The 18,102-nt window shown below is 62.6% G+C and carries 6 protein-coding genes; 2 read left to right on the forward strand and 4 right to left on the reverse strand.

The genetic code is table 11. The annotated features are described in order from the left end of the window. Positions 1-14: 14 nt before the first annotated feature. Both CV770_RS12450 and CV770_RS12455 read right to left on the reverse strand, forming a co-directional pair. Positions 15-1,445: an undecaprenyl-phosphate glucose phosphotransferase gene (locus tag CV770_RS12450; protein ID WP_091956177.1), complete on the reverse strand. Its 1,431-nt coding sequence runs from the start codon at positions 1,443-1,445 to the stop codon at positions 15-17. Between the two features lie 218 nt (positions 1,446-1,663). After that, positions 1,664-1,957, reverse strand: a complete 294-nt coding sequence (locus tag CV770_RS12455) for a hypothetical protein (RefSeq protein ID WP_104462552.1) — start codon at positions 1,955-1,957, stop codon at positions 1,664-1,666. A gap of 101 nt (positions 1,958-2,058) precedes the next feature. Here CV770_RS12455 and CV770_RS12460 point away from each other — a divergent pair, with 101 nt between their 5' ends. After that, positions 2,059-2,796, forward strand: a complete 738-nt coding sequence (locus tag CV770_RS12460) for a metallophosphoesterase family protein (protein ID WP_104462553.1) — start codon at positions 2,059-2,061, stop codon at positions 2,794-2,796. Between the two features lie 60 nt (positions 2,797-2,856). Here CV770_RS12460 and CV770_RS12465 read toward each other — a convergent pair whose 3' ends face one another. Continuing rightward, a complete protein-coding gene (locus CV770_RS12465; protein ID WP_038972575.1) occupies positions 2,857-3,135 on the reverse strand; it encodes a hypothetical protein in 279 nt (92 codons plus the stop codon). A 577-nt stretch (positions 3,136-3,712) separates the two neighbouring features. On the opposite strand from CV770_RS12465, the gene CV770_RS12470 reads away from it, so the two are divergent. Beyond that, positions 3,713-3,979 carry a hypothetical protein gene (locus tag CV770_RS12470; protein ID WP_091956179.1) on the forward strand — a complete coding sequence of 89 codons (267 nt, stop codon included), beginning with the start codon at positions 3,713-3,715 and terminating at the stop codon, positions 3,977-3,979. A 139-nt stretch (positions 3,980-4,118) separates the two neighbouring features. On the opposite strand, the gene CV770_RS42115 is transcribed toward CV770_RS12470, so the two are convergent. Beyond that, a complete protein-coding gene (locus CV770_RS42115) occupies positions 4,119-17,546 on the reverse strand; it encodes a VCBS domain-containing protein (RefSeq protein ID WP_104462554.1) in 13,428 nt (4,475 codons plus the stop codon). Positions 17,547-18,102 lie beyond the last annotated feature (556 nt).

Raw genomic sequence — 18,102 nt, forward strand, 5'->3', positions numbered from 1 at the left:
AAGAAATTGAACGACTAGTATGCTTCCTGGAACATCACTGCGGACGCCGTCCGGGCCATAATCTTCAGGTCGAGCCAGATACTCCAGTTGCTGACGTACCAGACGTCATATTCGACCCGCTTCTCCATCAGATCGATCGTCGGCGTTTCCCCCCTGAACCCGTTCACCTGGGCCCAGCCGGTCAGGCCCGGCTTCATGTGATGGCGGTAGACGTACTTGCTGATGATCTCGTCATAGTAATTGTCATGGGCCAGCGCGTGCGGACGCGGTCCAACCAGCGACATGTCCCCGCGCAGCACGTTCCAGAGCTGCGGCAGTTCGTCGATGCTCGTCATACGAAGGAAGCGCCCGATCTTGGTGACCCGAGCATCCCTCTTGGTCGCCTGGGCAATCGTCTCGCCGTTCTCGCAGACGGTCATGCTCCGGAACTTCCAGATCTCGAACGGCCTGCCATTGAAGCCGCGGCGCGACTGGCGAAATATGACGGCTCCCGGGGAATCCAGCTTGATCAGCACGGCAACGGTGAGCAGCAGCGGCGTCAAGATTACGAGAGCGAACAGGGCCACGCCGACGTCGAGACAGCGCTTTTGCAACCGCTCGAGAATGGTGAGAGGCGGCCGCTGGATTTCGACCGCTACGGTTCCGCTGACCGGCAGGAAGGGACGAGCCACCAGATCGGCGACCGGATCGTCCGGTAAAAGGCGTATCGGTTGGGGGACGGCGCGCAGATATGGCCCGAGCTTGCGGAGCATCGGCAATTCGTCCCAGTCGATCGCAAGCAGGTATTCATCGACGTCGGCCGAGCGCGACTGACGGATCACGTCACGAATCTGCCGCTCCCAATGACCGTCATCCCGCTCGTCGCCGAGCACGAAATGGCGCATGACGTCGAAGCCATTCCTCCGCAGGTCCTTGAAGCGGCTGGAGGTGAAGTCGAGCGGCTTGAGGCTGAGCAGGATCACCTTGCGATCGACCAGCCGGCTTCGCGCAAAACTCGTGCCGAACACCGCCTGCCAGACGAAGCGGAGGCTGACCAAACCAAGTCCGCCGATCACGGCGAACACGATGACGGTGCCGCGGGACAGATTGTCGGTCGATTTCAGCAGGAACGCCGCAACAGCAAGGATCGTCAGCGACGTCAGCCAGATTAACACCGCCTTTCGAAGCTGCCAGACGATGTTGAGCAGCCGGTGCGTGGCATAGACGTCCCGGAAATAGGCGACTGCGACGAACACCACGCCGACAAACAACCCCGCTCCCACCGAAGCGCCGTCGGTGGGCGAAGCGACGGCGGCGCCGTACAGCGAAGCCCCGGCGGCATAGCTCAACAAGATCAGCAGAAAGTCAGCCGCCATGACGACGATTTGAAATGGCCTCTGAAGAGCGCCACCTCGCGTCGACGACAGCGCGTGAGCGTTTTCAGAACCATAAGTTGCAACAGCCATTCGAACCTCTGCCTATCGAGAGTGTGCCTGACGCTCATCGTGATGCTGAAGACTCGTCACTGCCCCGCACGGAAAGTGTTGAGTGATCGCAGCGACATTGTGGCGTTGCACGCAAAACTTTTGCGGCGCACGGATCATGCGTCGTGTTGAAATGCGCAGCGAAATTCGACGCGCTGAAAATGTCGTCACAGTGATGACATACGAGCGAACGCGTTGCCCTATTTTGAATCAAGTTCCACGTCCATCGCGATGCTTGGCCATCGCGCGAGCACCTCTTCGCTCATCTTTCGGGCGATGCAATCCTTCGACGAAGCACAATGAGTCATTTGCGAGAATTTCGATGATTTTCTATCTGGGCGTGCGATGCGAAATTGCGCCCAGGCATGCATCTTTGCTGCACTCTCGCCTTCAGCGATGCAATTCCCGCGGGCCGCGCCATTCGCGCTGCCGATCGCGAACAAGGTCGGCAAAAAATGCCGCCCTTCTTTTGGCGTGATCGAGCCGGAGAACAAGGACGCTCCCTCACCGAATTCACCTCGTTCGTGTTAGATGGAAGCTCTCCGGTGCCGGCGACTTGGGGAAATTTTTTCGACCACCCGATCGATTGAGCGCCATGATATCTCTCGCCCGACCACGCCCGCCTATTCCCAAACCGCAATTGCCGGAGGGAGTCCGCATCTATGCCATCTCGGACATTCATGGATGCGCGCATCTGCTCCAGCCGATGTTGCGGGTGATCGACGCCGACGTCGCCTGCAGCCGACCGCGCTACGCGGTCGAGGTCTTCATGGGCGATTACATCGATCGCGGCCCGGATACGCGCTCCACCCTCGACGTCCTGATCGAACGGAGCCGCCGGGGCAACGCGGTCTTCCTCAAAGGGAATCACGAGGCATTTCTGGTGAGGGTGTTCGAAGACCCTTCACTGTTCGAGGATTGGATTGCCGTCGGCGGGACCCAGACGCTGATGTCCTACGGGCTCGCGCCGCCGGACCTGAAGCGCGACGAGCCGGCATCGATCATGCGCGATCTGATTCGGGCGATGCCCACCGAGCATCTGGAATTCCTCGACAATCTGCGGCTGAGCTTCAGTTGCGGGGACTTCTTCTTCGTTCACGCCGGCGTTCGCCCGGGCGTTCCGCTGGCCGAGCAGGCGGAGCGCGATCTGCTCTGGATTCGCGAAGAGTTCCTGCGCAGCGAGGAGCAATTCGGCAAGTATATCGTACATGGCCATACGCCGGTCCGTAGTGCCGAATTCATGGCGAACCGCGTCAACATCGACACCGGTGCCTATGCGACCGGCAACCTCACCCTGATGAGCATCCAGGGCAGCCGCATGCTCGCGGTATGACGCGGAGCCTTGGTTCGCGACGGCTCGCCTATCGGACTATGGCATCGACCTCGAGCGGATCTAGTTGAGCAAGCGGGGCTTTTCCAGCCGCGCACGTGTTTCAGCCATCCAATCGTTCCAGGCTCGCTCGTGCTTGACGTAAAGCTCCAGCCAGCGCTCCCCATGTCTGTCCTGGCGGACACGGCGCGCCTCGACAAGCAAATCGGCGCCGGGGCGGGAGCTTGGATTATCCAACGCTTCGAACTCGACCGTCTCCGAGATCGTCAGCCCGACAAGCACGCGTTGTCCGGCGCCATCGACGATGTAACGCCGCGGCGCATCCTTCTTGGGTTCGCTCATCTCGTCATGCCCCATTCGTACCAGTGAGATCCCGCCAGCGAATCGGACGTTGCCTAAAAAGCTCGTCGGGCGTGGCCGAACGTCGAGGTGGGAGTCGGTCCGGTCATTCGGCGCGAGGCGCCGCGGGATGAGCTCGCAGGGCTTCGTTGCACGCGCCAAGCGCGTAGCGCGTATCCCAAGGTGAGGCCAGCGCCGAAAATGAAAGCGGAGAGGAATGCAGAAGTCATAGGAGTCGCCCTAGATAGTCCGGGACTCATCAAGAGCGAGCAGTGTGTCGACATCATGGTTCTTGCCGACTTCGGGCGCCGAAAGATTGTTCATGCCTGACCTCTTACGTGCATGCGGCATAACCTCCCGTGCATCGACCGCTGCGATCAAGATCGCTCTATGAGAGTCACTCTATATAGAGAGATTGACCTCGCGATCCCGATCCGTCCAAAGGCTGCTGCCGTCGAACGGACCTGGCACGCCTTCCCACGAACAGGAAATTTCGGGCCAACCGGCCAATCCATGCCCTTGCAACCATTCGGGACCCGTCGCATTATTTCGCGTCTCATATTACGAGGGATTCAATCCAATGACCGTCCGCGCTCTTATTCCATCCATTGCCCTGTCCGCTCTCGGCCTCGCTTTGACGGCATCCGTAGCTCCGGCAGCCGAGCTCGCTCTTGCGCCGGCACATCAGCGGGCGGCCTACGCCCAAACCGGGGTCGTGCTGTGGGATGACGTCTATCCGCCCGCGATCTACGGCCCGCAGCTTCGCTCCGTCGAGGAAGTCGCCGCCATGAAGGCGCAGGCGCGTCCAGTGTCCCAGCGCTGGTGGGGCTATTGGTACGTCCGGTGAGCGCAGGAGCGCTTAGCTAAGAGCCCCCCTGAGAGGCCAGCCACCTTCGACCCAGCGACCTTCGACTACAGACCGCCGATCCACCGGATAGCCGGTGGCGGCGGTTTTGCTTGGGCGCCTCTCCGAAGCGGGTTCCCTCTCAGGCCAACAGGAAGTTGCCGTTGTGCAGCGTGCCCGTGACATTTTGCAGGCTCACGTCCATATCGCTCGTTCCGTCGCCGTCGATATCGATCTGAAGATAGTCGTTACCCGGCCCGGAATTCTGCAGGTGGGCCGAAGCCTGGTTAGCACCGAGCAGCGCCGCATTCTCCACGTACTCGATGTGACCGCCAGCGACGCTAATGCCCGAGAACGTAAAGCTGTCATTATCGGCGTCGAAATTGTGAATGGTATCCGCAGCGCCGGCGGCGGAATCCGCGGTGCTGACAAAGCGGAAGTTGTCATGGCCCGCGCTGGCGAAGATCTCATCCGCACCCGCGCCAGCAGTGATCGTCGTGTTACCTGACGCATTGCCGATCGTGATCCTGTCGAAATTCGCGGCGGCATTGACGGTTTCGACATTGGTCACCGTGATGTCATAGACATTCGCGTTGAAGTTCAGAGTGTCGTTGCCGCCGCCGAGATCGATCACGTTCGCCGGGCTGCCCTGCAACGTCAGAATGTCGTCCGACGAGCTCCCGTTGAGCAGATTCACGTTCCACAGATTGTCGAACGAATTGCTGCCTGCGGCGAGATTCAGGACGTTTGCCGTCCCTTCGCCGAGATTGACCGACACTCCGGACACGGTGTTCAGAAGCGTGACCATATCGTCCGACGGGTTGAGATTGCCGGTAAAATCACTGCCGTTGAGGTTCTCGACGCCATTGATGCTGACCGAATTCACGCCATTGGCGAGGGACACCAGATCGTTTCCACCGCCCATGTCGATGACGATGCCATCGACATTGTTCGTCAAGCTGACTGAATTGTCGCCAGAATTGCCGTTGATATGCTCGACGCCGGCCACGGCGAATGCAGCGAAGTTTCCGTTAAGGACGATCGTATCCTCGCCGCCGCCGAGGTCGATCGCGACGCCGTTGACGGCTGCGATCGCGCCGGTGACGGTCAAGGTGTCGTCGCTTGCGGTTCCGTGCACGTGGTTGACGTCGTAGATGTTCACGAACGAGTTCGCGCCGGCAGCAAGATTCATCGTATTGTCGCCGTTGCCGAGGCTGATGTTCAGGCCCGTGACAATCGTCGACAGGGTGAGCACGTCGTTGACGCCGGGCGTCACGCCGAAATCGGACCCGCCGACTCCCTCGACACCGATCAGGCTGAGCGTGTTGGCGCCGCCCGCGAGATTGAGCTGATCATTGCCACCCCCGAGGTCGACGACCAGTCCGTTGGCTGTCGTCGTAAGGTTGACGAACTCGTCGTTGCCGTTGCCGATCAGGTTTTCGACACCCGAGAGGTTGAGCGTGTAACCGTTACCGAAGATGCCGTTGAGCAGGAGAGTATCCCCTGTCCCGGCTCCCAGATTGATCCCGTGTCCGAAGATGTTGGCTCCGACGCGAAGATAGTCGTCTCCGGCCGTTCCGATCACGGGTGCCGTGTTAGAGAACTGTTGCGCCGAGAGATCGATCGGACTGCCCGAAACTCCCGACGACAGCAGCACGATGGCGTCGCTGAACTGCAGCGCTTCGACATTGATCAGACTGTCGGTGCCGTCACGGTTCACAACATTGTCTTGAACCTGGATCGTTCCCGCCGTCGTCACGGTGTATTGCGATTGCGTACCCGAGAAGATCGCCAAATCGGAGCCGGCGTCGCCGTCGATCGTATCGTTGCCGCCCTGGCCGGTAATGCCATCATTGCCGCCGCCTGCGTTGATCGTGTCGCCACTGCCGCCGCCGAAGAAGAACTCGTTATTCGAGCTGCCGAGCAACGTATCGACCTGGTTCGAACCCTGGACGCTGTTGACGCCTCCCGTGATGAAGTCTGCTCCGGCCGCACCGCTCACAAGTCCCGTCGAAAGATCGACGGAAACTCCGCCCCCGCTCGCCTGAGAATACGAGACCCGCGTATTGCCGTTGCCGGTGATGGTGTCGTTACCGAGCAGGCCTTCGAACAGGTTGAAGGTGCCGAACGATCCGGCAGAGGTCACGCCGGTGAAGCCCGCGGCATTGTAGGTGTCGTTCAGGTTGCTGCCGGTCGCACTGTTGACGCCCACATAGCTGTCGGTGCCGATCGAGCTGCCACCGGTCGCAGTCCCAGCCTGCAGGTTGACCGTCACGGCATCGGTCGCGCTGGAATAGATGATCCGGGTGTTGCCGTTGCCGGTGATCGCATCGTTGCCAGCCAGGCCCTCGAATTGGTTGAAGTTGCCGTTGTTGCCGACGTTGTTGGTTGCGCCGTTCTGGAAACCAACGGCGCCGAAATTCGTGGCCGTGAAGACATCGTTGAACGTGGTGCCCTGGGCACCCTCGATTCGGCGGAACGTATCATTGCCGATCGAACCGTCACCGGTCGCGGTGCCCGCTGTGAAGTTGATGGTGACCGGGCCGGTGGAGAAGTAGATGTTGTTGTAGCTGATGACATCGAAGCCACCGCGGCCGTCGATGAAGTCGTCACCGGCAAGTCCGGTGAAGGTCTCCGTGGCCGTGGTGATATCGCTGCCGCTGATGGTGTCGTTGAACATCGAGGCCATCACGGCGTTGACGCCGCTGAACGTATCGTTGCCCGTGGACAAGTCACCGCTTGCAGTACCTGCCAGCAGATCGACCGTCACCGCGCCGGTGGCGTTGGTGAATGCAACGCGCGTGTTGCCGTTACCGGTGATGCTGTCATTACCTCCCATGCCGATGAATTCGTTGAAGGTGAGGTTGGAACCGGCATTTTGGCTGCCCCCGCTGAAGCCAACGGCGTTGAAGACGTCGGCAGCGTTCGAGCCGCGCACGGACTCGACCGATCGCAGCGTGTCGGTGCCGACCGTCGCGGCGTCGCCTACCACAATTCCCGAGGCCAGCTGAACGTTGATCCCACCCACTGCGGCCGGATCGAGCGCGTAGTCCGCCCGGTCAAAGCCCGCCCGGCCGTCGATGAAGTCATCGCCGGCGCGGCCTTCGAACGTTTCCACTGTTCCTGGGCCATTGGCACTGCCGAGCAGTTGGTCGACAAATCCGGAGCCGACAACACCCGCAAAGCCCGAGCCCACCAAGGTATCGGTACCGACCGAAGCATCTCCCGTCGCCGAGTGGGCCGTCAAATCGACGGTCACGCTGCCCGATGCATTGGCATACGAGATGCGCGTCAGGAGCGCACCCAGGCTATTCGTTGCTCCCGTGATGCTGTCGTTCCCGCCGCGGCCTTCGAACTCGTTGAAGCCCACATTGGTCCCGGCAATACCGGTATCGCCCGCAAAGCCGGTCGCGTTGAACGTGTCGGCGTAGTCGCTGCCCACGATCCCCTCGACGTTCACCAGCGTGTCAGTGCCGACCCCTGGACCTGTCACGGAGCCTGCCGCGAGATTTGCGGTAATACCTCCCGTTGCAGCGACATAGTCGGCGCGGTCGAAGCCGAGGCCGCCATCGAGCAAATCGTTGCCGTCGAGGCCCTTGAGGCGATCGTTGCCGCCGAGGCCGCTCAGGCTGTCGGTATAGGCGGTGCCGACCAGTGTATTTGCGCCGGCGTCGCCGGTGAGATTCACGCCCTGCCCCAGGATGAAGTCGGCAGCCGTGAGGTTCGACAGCGTCACGTTCAGCAGGGTGAGGGTGTCGCCATTGCCGAAATTGATGACCGTGTTCGGTCCCTGTTGGGTGGCAAGCGTCTGAACGTCTGCAAGGGTCGAGACGCCAGGGATCCCCGTGAGGTCGATCTTGTCGGCGTCGGCCTGCAGGAAGTCGCCGATGGTGTCGGCACCGCCGCCGGCAGCGTAGACAAAGGTGTCTGCACCGATGCCGCCGTTCAGGCCGTCGTTGCCAGCACCGCCGCTGAGCAGATCGTTGCCGCCGTTGCCGAACAGTTGGTCGTTGCCGCCAGAACCGGTGATCGTGTCGTTGAAGTTCGAGCCCGCAACGTTGGTCACCCCTCCAATGATGGTGTCGTGACCCACCGAACCGTCGCCGTCCGCGGTACCGCTCGCGAGATTGACGATCACGCCGGAGGTCGCATTCCCGAACTGGATTTGCGTGCTGCCGTTGCCGGTGATGGTATCGTTACCGCCCTGGCCCTGGACGGCGTTGAAGCCGGCGAACCCGGTTGCGTCGAACAGGTCGGCAAAATTGCTGCCGGTGGCGCTGTTGACACCGGAGAACGTGTCGTGGCCGACCGAGGCGTCGCCGCTGGCCGTTCCGGCCTGGAGGTTGATGGTGACGCCGGCGGTCGCATTGGCATAGATGACCCGGGTGTTGCCGTTGCCGGTGACCTGGTCATCACCGCCGAGGCCCTCGAACTGGTTGAAGGTGCCGTTATTGCCGATATTGAGCGCACCGGCCTGGCCATAGCCCGTCGCCACATAGCTGTCGGCATAGCCCGTGCCCTGAATGCCCTCGATCGAACGCAGGGTGTCGGTGCCAATCGACCCGTCGCCGGTCGCCGTGCCCGCCGCCATGTCGATCGCGACGCCACCCGTGACCGTGCTGAGGCTGTTGTAGATGGCAACGTCGAAGCCGGCGCGGCCGTCGATGTAGTCGTCGCCGCCAAGACCGGTGAAGTTGTTGTTGAAGCTGCTGCCCAGCAGGGTATCGGCGAAGGTCGAGCCTTGCACCGCATTGACGCCGGTGAAGCTGTCGGTGCCCTCGGTCGCACCCGTGGCGCTGCCGGCGACCGTGACCGCATTCGTGGTCCCGACGACGCTGGTCTCGAGGTCGACGCTGACGCCGGAGGCCGCGATCTGGTAGTTCAGGCGGGTGGAGCCGTTGCCGATGATGGTGTCGTTACCGCCGGCGCCGGCGAAGTCGTTGAAGGTGCCGGAGGAGCCGACATTGGTCGCCCCGGCCTGACCGAATCCGGTCGCATCGAACGTGTCGTCGAAATTGGTGCCGCGGGCGGCCTCGACGCTGCGCAGCGTGTCGGTGCCGACCGTCGCATCGCCGTTCACGGTGCCCGCGGCGAGGTGAACATAAATGCCCGATGTGGTCGTCGTATCCGAATTGTAGGTGACCTGATCGTAGCCGCCACGGCCGTCGATATAGTCGTCACCGCCGCGACCTTCATAGGTCTCGTAGGTAAAGGCCGCATTGTCGCTGCCGTAGAACGTGTCGTTGGAAGCCGAACCCCAGATCGTCGAGACGTTGGAGAACGTGTCGTGGCCGACGGAGGCATCGCCATCGGCGGTCCCTGCCCCGATGTCGACCGTGACCGCGCTGGTCGCGCTCAGATAGGACAGTCGCGTCACTGCCTGCCCCAAGGCGTTGAGATCGCCGATGACACTATCGTCGCCGCCGCGCCCTTCAAACTCGCTCTGGCCGGTGGCCACGCCGGGCAGACCGGTTGAGCCTGTAAACCCGGCCGCGTTGAACGTGTCGGCAGAATTGCTGCCGAGGATCCCCTCGACATTCACCAGCACGTCTGTTCCGACGCCCGGGCCGGTCACCGAGCCTGCCGCAAGATTGGCGGTGATGCCTCCCGTTGCATCGCCGTAATCGGCGCGATCGAAGCCCTGGCCGCCGTCGAGCTGGTCGTTGCCGCCGAGGCCTTGCAGGACGTCGTTGCCGCCGAGGCCGCTCAAATTGTCGGCATAGACTGTGCCGACCAACGTATTCGGGTTGGCATCGCCGATCAGATGAACTCCTGGCGCGAAGATGAAATCCGCAGCAGTCAGGTTCGATAGAGTCACGTTCTGCAGCGTCAGGCTGTCGCCATTGCCGAAATTGATGAACGTGTTCGGTCCCTGCTGCGAGGCGATCGCCTGCACGTCAGCGAGGTTGTAGATGCCTGCGCCCGAAAGGTCGATCTTGTCGGCTTGCGCATGCGAGAAGTCGCCGATGAAATCGGCACCGCCGCCGCTGACATACACGAAGGTGTCGGCGCCACCGTTTCCGAGCAGATTGTCGGCGCCGCTGCGGCCCTTCAGCGTATCGTTGAAGCCCGATCCCGACACGCCGTTCACGCCGCCGGTGATGGTGTCATGCCCAACCGAAGCATCCCCATTGACGGTGCCGCTGGCGAGGTCGACAACGACGCCGCCGGTCGCATTGGCGAACAGCAGCTGCGTGCTGCCGTTGCCGGTGATGAGGTCGTTGCCGGCAAGACCCTGGAACGAATTGAATCCGACGAAGCCCGTCGCGTCGTAAGTGTCGGCGAAATTGCCGCCATAGACACTGTTGACACCCGTGAAGGTATCATGTCCGACCGACACGTCGCCCGTGACCGAGCCGGCGTTCAGACTGACGGTGACGCCGCCCGTGGCATTCGTGTAGAGCAGTCGTGTGCTGCCGTTGCCAGTGATCTGATCATCACCGCCGAGGCCCTCGAACTGGTTGAAGCCGCCATTGTTGCCGACATTGAGCGCACCGGCCTGACCATAGCCAGTTGCCACATAGCTGTCGGCGTAGCCCGTGCCCTGAATGCCCTCGATCGAACGCAGGGTGTCGGTGCCAATCGACCCGTCGCCGGTCGCCGTGCCTGCCGCCATGTCGATCGCGACGCCACCCGTGACCGTGCTGAGGCTGTTGTAGATGGCAACGTCGAAGCCGGCGCGGCCGTCGATGTAATCGTCGCCGCCAAGACCCGTGAAGTTGTTGTTGAAGCTGCTGCCCAGCAGCGTATCGGCGAAGGTCGAGCCCTGCACCGCATTGACGCCGGTGAAGGTGTCGGTGCCCTCGGTCGCGCCCGTGGCGCTGCCGGCAACCGTGACCGCATTCGTGGTCCCGACGATGCTGGTCTCGAGGTCGACGCTGACACTCGAGGCCGCGATCTGGTAGTTCAGGCGGGTGGAGCCGTTGCCGATGATGGTGTCGTTGCCGCCGGCGCCGGCGAAGTCGTTGAAGGCGCCGGAGGAGCCGACATTGGTCGCCCCGGCCTGACCGAATCCGGTCGCGTCGAACGTGTCGTCGAAATTGGTGCCGCGCGCGGCCTCGACGTTGCGAATCGTGTCGGTGCCGACGGTCGCATCGCCGTTCACGGTGCCCGCGGCGAGGTGAACATAGATGCCTGAGGTGGTCGTCGTGTCCGAATTGTAGGTGACCTGGTCGTAGCCGCCGCGGCCGTCGATATAGTCGTCGCCGCCGCGACCCTCATAGGTCTCGTAGGTGAAGGCCGCATTGTCGCTGCCGTAGAACGTGTCGTTGGAGGCCGAACCCCAGATCGTCGAGACGTTGGAGAAGGTGTCGTGGCCGACGGAGGCATCGCCATCGGCGGTCCCTGCTCCGATATCGACGGTGACCGCGCTGGTCGCGCTCAGATAGGACAGTCGCGTTACCGCCTGCCCCAGGGCGTTGAGATCGCCGACGACGCTATCATCGCCGCCGCGCCCCTCAAACTCGCTCTGGCCGGCGGCTACGCCGGGCAGACCGGTTGAGCCGGTAAACCCGGCCGCGTCGAACGTGTCGGCATAGTTGCTGCCGACCACGCCTTCGATGTTGACCAGCGTGTCCGTCCCGACGCCGGGTCCCGAGATGGTGCCGGCCGCGAGGTTGACGACGATGCCGCCGGTCGCATCGGTATAGACGGCGCGGTCGAAGCCGGAGCCGCCGTCGAGGAGATCGCTGCCGCCGAGGCCCTGGAGGCGGTCGTTGCCGCCGAGTCCGCTGATGGATTCGGCATTGGCGGTGCCGACGAGGTCGTTCGCGTTCTCGTCGCCGACGATCGGCGCGGCCGGCGTGCCGAACAGGAAATCGCTCGCCGTCAAGCTGCTCAGATTGACGTTCTGAAGCGTGAGGCCGTCACCCGAGCTGAAGGTGATGACCGTGTTGGGGCCGCTCTGCACCGCGTGCGCTTGCAGGTCGGAGAGGCTGAAGATGCCGTAGATCCCGGTCAGATCGAGCTTGTCCTGGCCATGGACGAAGTCCTGGACGAAGTCGAGGCCGCCGCCGCTCGAATAGACGAAAGTGTCTGCGCCGGCGCCACCGCTGAGGAAGTCGTTACCGGATCGACCATCCAGGGTGTCGTTGCCGTTGCTGCCGGAGAGACCATCGTTGCTGGCGCCGCCGACGATGGTGTCGTTGAAGTTGGACCCCAGGACGTTGAACACGCCACCGGTGATGATGTCGTGGCCGACCGAGCCGTCGCCATCGGCCGTGCCCGCGGTGAGGTTGATGCTCACACCGCCGGTCGCGTTGCCATACTGGATCTGCGTATTGCCATTGCCGGCGATGGTGTCGTTTCCGGCATTGCCCTGGAATGTGTTGAAGTTCGCGTTGGCGCCGGTGAAACCCGTTGCATCGTAAACGTCATCAAGACTGCTGCCCGTGGCGCTGTTGACGCCGGTGAACGTGTCGTGACCGGTCGAGCCGTCACCGGTTGCGGTGCCGCCCGCGAGATTGATGGTCACCCCGCCGGTCGCGTTGGCGAAAATCAGGCGCGTGTTGCCGTTACCGGTGATGACGTCGTCACCACTCAGCCCTTCGAACTGGTTGAAGGTCCCGTTGTTGCCGATATTGGCCCCACTCGCGCCGTAACCGGTCGCATCGTAGGTGTCGTCGAAGTTGGTGCCCTGAATGCCCTCGATCGATCGAAGTGTATCGATGCCGTTCGATGCATCGCCGGTGACGATGCCGGCTGCCATGTCGACGGTGATGCTTCCCGTGATGAAGAAGATGTTGTTGTAGGACGAGACGTCGAAGCCGCCGCGGCCGTCGATATAATCGTTGCCGGCAAGGCCGGTGAATGTGTCGTTGGTCGCCCCGCCCAGCAGCGTGTCGTCGAACATCGATGCCTGAACGGCGTTGACGCCGCTGAATTGGTCGGTTCCGACGGATGAATCGCCGGTGGCAAAGCCCGTGACGAAGTCCACCTGGACGCCAGCCGTCGCGTTGTTGAAACCGAGCCGCGTGAAGCCGTTTCCGGTGACGATGTCGTCGCCGCCATTGCCGGTGAACTCGTTGAACGTCCCGTTCGAGCCGGCATTGACGCTGCCCGAGCCGAAACCGGTGGCATTGTAGGTATCGGCGAAGTTGGTGCCGCGGATCGCCTCGATCCCGCGCAACGTATCCGTTCCGATGGTCGAATCGCCGGTGACAGATCCGGCGGCGAGATTGACCGTAATTCCAGTCGTGGTGTTCGGATCGACATTGTAGTCGACGCGGTCATAGCCACCGCGGCCGTCGATGTAGTCGTTGCCCGCAAAGCCCGAATACACCTCCGCGGTGAACATCGGATTGTTGCTGCCCAAAATGGTGTCGTTATACGCAGAACCCCAGACGCCGTTGAAGCCGGACCCGACGAGCGTGTCGTGACCGACCGATGCATCACCCTGCGCATAGCCGGCGGCGAGATCCACCGTCACCGCCCCGGTGGCGCTGACATAGGAGACGCGCGTCAGCTCCGCACCCTGGCTGTTGGTGTTGCTGATGATGGTGTCGTCACCGCCTTTGCCTTCGAACTCGTTGTAGCCGACGGGGCTACCCGGGACATGGGCGTCGCCGGTGAAGCCCGCCGCGTTGAACGTATCGGCAAAGTCGCTGCCGATGGCAGCTTCGATGTTGACGAGGGTGTCTGTTCCCACGCCCGCGCCGGACGCCGTCCCGGCCGCGAGGTTGATCGTGACGCCGCCGGTTGCGTCGGTATAGACGGCGCGGTCGAAGCCCGGGCCACCGTCGAGGATGTCGTCACCCGAGCCGCCGCCAAGATAGTCCTTGCCGGCGCCGCCAAAGAGGATGTCGTTTCCGTCACCAGCGCTGATGCGATCGTTGCCGTCCTGGCCGTCAATCAGATCGTTGCCTGCTCCGCCCGAAAGCAGGTCATCGCCGAGCGAGCCGAACAGGGCATTCCCGACCGGGGTCAGCACGGCATTCGAAACCTCCGTGTCCAGATTTTCGACAAAGCGGTCTGTGAGCTGATCAATCGATTGTTGATCCGAAAAATCGGTCGCAGCCAACTGGTCGGCGGCCGCGCCTTGAGCGACCTGACCGGCCTGCGCCAGTTCCGTGACGTTCGTGGCCCCCTGAATGCTGTCGTTCGCGGCAGCAACCACCTCGATAACCGTCGCGGCCGCCGCCGCGTCGACGCCGGAGGACGTGACGACGCTCTGAACCGTTTCTGAAGAGGCCAGATCGAAGACGGGCGCGCCGGGCCCGCTCAGGGAGGCCGTAATGGCAGTTGCAATGGCTGTAATGACCGCGCCCGTCTCCACGCCGACGGCCGACACCTGGGCGACGGTGCTTTGGACCTGGATGGCTGCCGCGAGCACCGCCGTTGCCGTCGGATCGCCATTCACCGCAGCGGGCACCGGATCGTACGACAGCAGGTCAATGGGGTTGGCGGGATCAGAGGCGAGATCGACGTTGAACGCGGCCGCAATGGCGTTGATGGCTTGGTCCACCGTCAGCGGGTGCTCGTCGTTTGCCGTGCTATCGACCAGCGCAACGATCAATGTCGTCAGCGGAGTGATGACGGTGGAGCCCTCCGGCGCCCTCAGCACGCCCGCGACCTGCAATCCCGTCGAGATATCGACACCGCCGATACTCACGAGTGGACCGGAGCCGCCCGCCAACGTAAAGCTGCCGTCAGCCCGCGTCGTCGTGTACGCTTCGCCTGCGTCAAGTATTCCGTTGTTGTTCGCGTCAGCAAATACGGTGGCGCCGCCGATATAGCCGTCGATATCCAGCGCGTTGATCTCGTTGGCACCGGACGTCACGGTCAGCGAGAGCTGGGCCGAGCTCACCGCCTGATGAACGCCGTCGTCGGAGATGGCGGTGACTTGCAGGGTGAACGGATCAGCGCTGCCGACGGCGTGGTTCGGGATCAGAACGACGTTCTGAATGGAGTCGCCCGTCACGAGCCAGACGCCGTCCCCGATCGCTGCGCCGTTCTGGACCGTAAAGCTCGACGGAACCCCCTCGATCTTCACCGACAAGGTGCTGCTCTGGTCGACCTTATCGGCGGCAATGTGAAGCGTGATGTTTCCGTCGGCGGCGCCCGATGAGTCCTGAACGCTTAGATTCGGCGCGTCCTGCGCGCCATGGATATCGAAGCTGATGTTCTTGGTCGTGCCGTCGACGGACGTGACGGTGAAAGTCTCCGTCCTGGTGTCGTTGGCGCCGAGATGCTGAATAGCGCCGTTATCGACCGAATAGGTGTAGTGGCCGTCGGCCAGCAGCGTCACCGTGCCGAAGTTACCTGGTGCCGTGATCTCGCCGGCCTGGAACGCGGCCTGGTTCTGGTCGGCATCGACGATGGACAGCTGCCCGGACGCTGTCAGCTGGCCGTCCTCGGTGACGTCGTGATCGCCAACATTGCCGATGGTCGCGCCGTCGTCCTCGCCGTGGATCGTGAACGTGACGTCCTTGGAGGTGCTGTCCTGAGAGGTGACCCTGAACGTATCGATCTTGGTTTCGCCGGCTCCGAGATATTGCGCGGCGTTGTTGGCGACGGTGTAGGTGTAGCTGCCGTTGGCCGAGAGGTTCAGCGTGCCGAGATTGCCCGGCCCTGTGAGCACGCCGGCCTGGAACGACGACTGGCCCGCATCCGGGTCGCTGACCGAGATGCTGCCCACGGCGGTCAGATTCCCGGCGTTGTTCGCCGCAAGGTCTTCCGTCACATCGGCAATGGTGGGATCGCCGATCGTCGCCGCGTGATTGCCGCCGGCCGGGCCATGAACCGTGAAGCTGACCTGCTTGGTGGTGCCATCGACAGCGGTCACGGTGAAGGTGTCGACCTTGACGGTGCCGGCCGCCAGATTATGTGCAGCGCTTTCGGCCACGACGTAGACATAGCCGCCGTCGCCCGACAGCAGCAGGAAGCCGAGATTGCCGGCAGCGGAGCCAACGGCCGGCTTGAACGCCGCTTCGCCCTGATCAACGTCTGTGATGCCGATGCTGCCGGACGCGGTGAGCACGAGCGCGGACGGATTGTCGTAGACGTCGTGAACCGTGGCTGTACCAATCACCGCGGCGTCATTGACGCCCTTGATGACGAAAGAGACCTGCTTGGCCGTGCCGTCGAACGACTTGATCGTGAAGGTTTCAACCTTGGTGTCGCCCGCACCGAGATATTGCACGGCGCTGTTGGCAACCGAATAGCTGTAGGTGCCGTTGGCATTCAGCGTCAGCGCGCCCAGATTGCCCTGCCCCGTGATCACGCCGGCCTGGAACGTGGACTGGTTCTGGTCGGCATCCGAGATCGAGATCGTGCCTGACACCGACAGCGTCGGCGTGCTCGCGTCTTCGGTGACGGTGGTGAAGGCAGGCGCGCCGATCACGGCGGCGTCGTTGGTGCCGTGAACCGTGAAGGAGACCTGCTTGGCCGTGCCGTCCAGCGCGCTGATCGTGAACGTCTCGACCCTGGTCTCGCCGGCGCCGAGATATTGAACGGCGCTGTTGGCGATCGAATAGGTGTAGCTGCCGTCGGCTTTCAGGGACAGGGTGCCGAAATTGCCCACCGCGGATACCACGGTCGTCTTGAACGCCGATTCGCCCTGATCGACGTCGGAGATCGCGATCGTCCCGGTGAGCTTCAGGGTCGGATTGCGGGAATCCTCGGTGACATCGGCAGCCGAGGGTGTGCCGATGATTGCGGCATCGTTGGCGCCCTGGATCGTGACGGTCGCCGTCGCCGTTGATGTCAGGCCGGCGCTGTTGGTTACGGTATAGGTGAAGGTCTCGCTCTCGGACTGGCCGGCGCGCAGCGACTGGAACGCCACGCCCGGCGTATAGGCGATGTTGTGGCCGTCGGCGGCGATGCTGACCGTCCCCAAAATTCCCTGCGTGTTGACGGAGGTGACGCGCAGCGTCCCGCTCGCGGGGTTGGTGTCATTGGCGAGCACGTTGATCGCGGTGGCGCCGGCATCCTCGCCGATCGTGACCACATCGGCATTGGCGACCGGTTTCTGCACGAGCGAAACCTGGAAGACGGCGTCGTTGTAGTCGGCGTCGCCCGGCGCGGTGTAGGTGCCGTTGGACCTGCGCGTCGCGGCGGTGTCCTCCCAGGCGATGGTGCCGGCTGCGCCGTCGACGGTGTCGCCGGCGAGCTTGGCTGCCGTCTGCTGGCTGCCCGTGACCGAGGAGGCATAATCGACGCCGCCCGCGTTCTTGGAGGTCTCGGTGAACAACGCATTGGCGCCGGCGCCCCTGAGCAGGTCGGGCTTGCCGGCAACGTAAATGACGTTGCCGTTGGCATCGACATCGGCGACCGCCCAGGTGCCGTCCGGAAGCTTGATGACCTTGATGGCGCCGGAGAGATCGTCGGCATCGTTGCGGCTCGGCGCCGCGCCGTCCGGAATGAGGAAGAACTGGATCTTGCCGAGATCGGCGGTGTTCACCGCGAAGTCGACATAGGAGACACCGGGGGTGAGGGCGCCAGCCCCTTGCGAATCCGCATTTGCAAACAGAACTCCGCCGAGCCCTGTTGAGCTGTTGTACCAACCAAAGGTGTTGCGATAGGCCGCGGACTCCGAGACAAAACTGGCGCGCAAAATCGTCTGGTCGCTCATGGCGAGCCCCCCCTTTAACGTTCTGATGCTCAAAAATTCGCCGTCAGCCCAACGGCGCGAGTTGGAAATGAAATGGTCTTGTTATGGTTGTATCGGGTATCGATTCGACGAGGCGTCGTTGCCCGACGTCGAACGGCGAAGTCCTGTCACGGAGCGACGAAGGACTTCTGATAATTGCAAATTGTTTCCATTGTTGCGTGACTGCGTCAAGACAGCACAGCTGCTAACCTTAAGCGCGGTGTGAATCGAACTGCGCAGCGGAGAAAGCGCGCGTCCCAGGTTTGCGATTGCGCCCGATTTCGGCAAACCAGGATATCGAAGCTTTGCCGAATTGCAGCACAATACGGGATGGAATGAAGCGATCGCCTTGCCTCCCCGGCTGGCCTTGACCAGATCGCTTAAGCTGCCGAGAAAATGGATTGCGACCGTTGATAGCGCGGCTGAGCAATTCGCGCCGCGCCTGCCAACGCGAACTGCGTCACTCTGACGCGCCCAGATATCCCCGCAGATCGATATCGGGAGCCGAAAGCCGTCGCCGAGATCAGACTGACTCAAG

This window comes from Bradyrhizobium sp. AC87j1 (assembly GCF_002936975.1).
Taxonomy (GTDB): Bacteria; Pseudomonadota; Alphaproteobacteria; order Rhizobiales; family Xanthobacteraceae; genus Bradyrhizobium; species Bradyrhizobium shewense.

What these genes read in the sequence shown, in the direction of transcription:
- CV770_RS12450 (WP_091956177.1), bottom strand. Translation starts at nt 1,445, where the DNA reads ATGGCTGTTGCAACTTATGGTTCTGAAAACGCTCACGCGCTGTCGTCG.
- CV770_RS12460 (WP_104462553.1), top strand. Translation starts at nt 2,059, where the DNA reads ATGATATCTCTCGCCCGACCACGCCCGCCTATTCCCAAACCGCAATTG.
- CV770_RS12465 (WP_038972575.1), bottom strand. Translation starts at nt 3,135, where the DNA reads ATGAGCGAACCCAAGAAGGATGCGCCGCGGCGTTACATCGTCGATGGC.
- CV770_RS12470 (WP_091956179.1), top strand. Translation starts at nt 3,713, where the DNA reads ATGACCGTCCGCGCTCTTATTCCATCCATTGCCCTGTCCGCTCTCGGC.
- CV770_RS42115 (WP_104462554.1), bottom strand. Translation starts at nt 17,546, where the DNA reads ATGAGCGACCAGACGATTTTGCGCGCCAGTTTTGTCTCGGAGTCCGCG.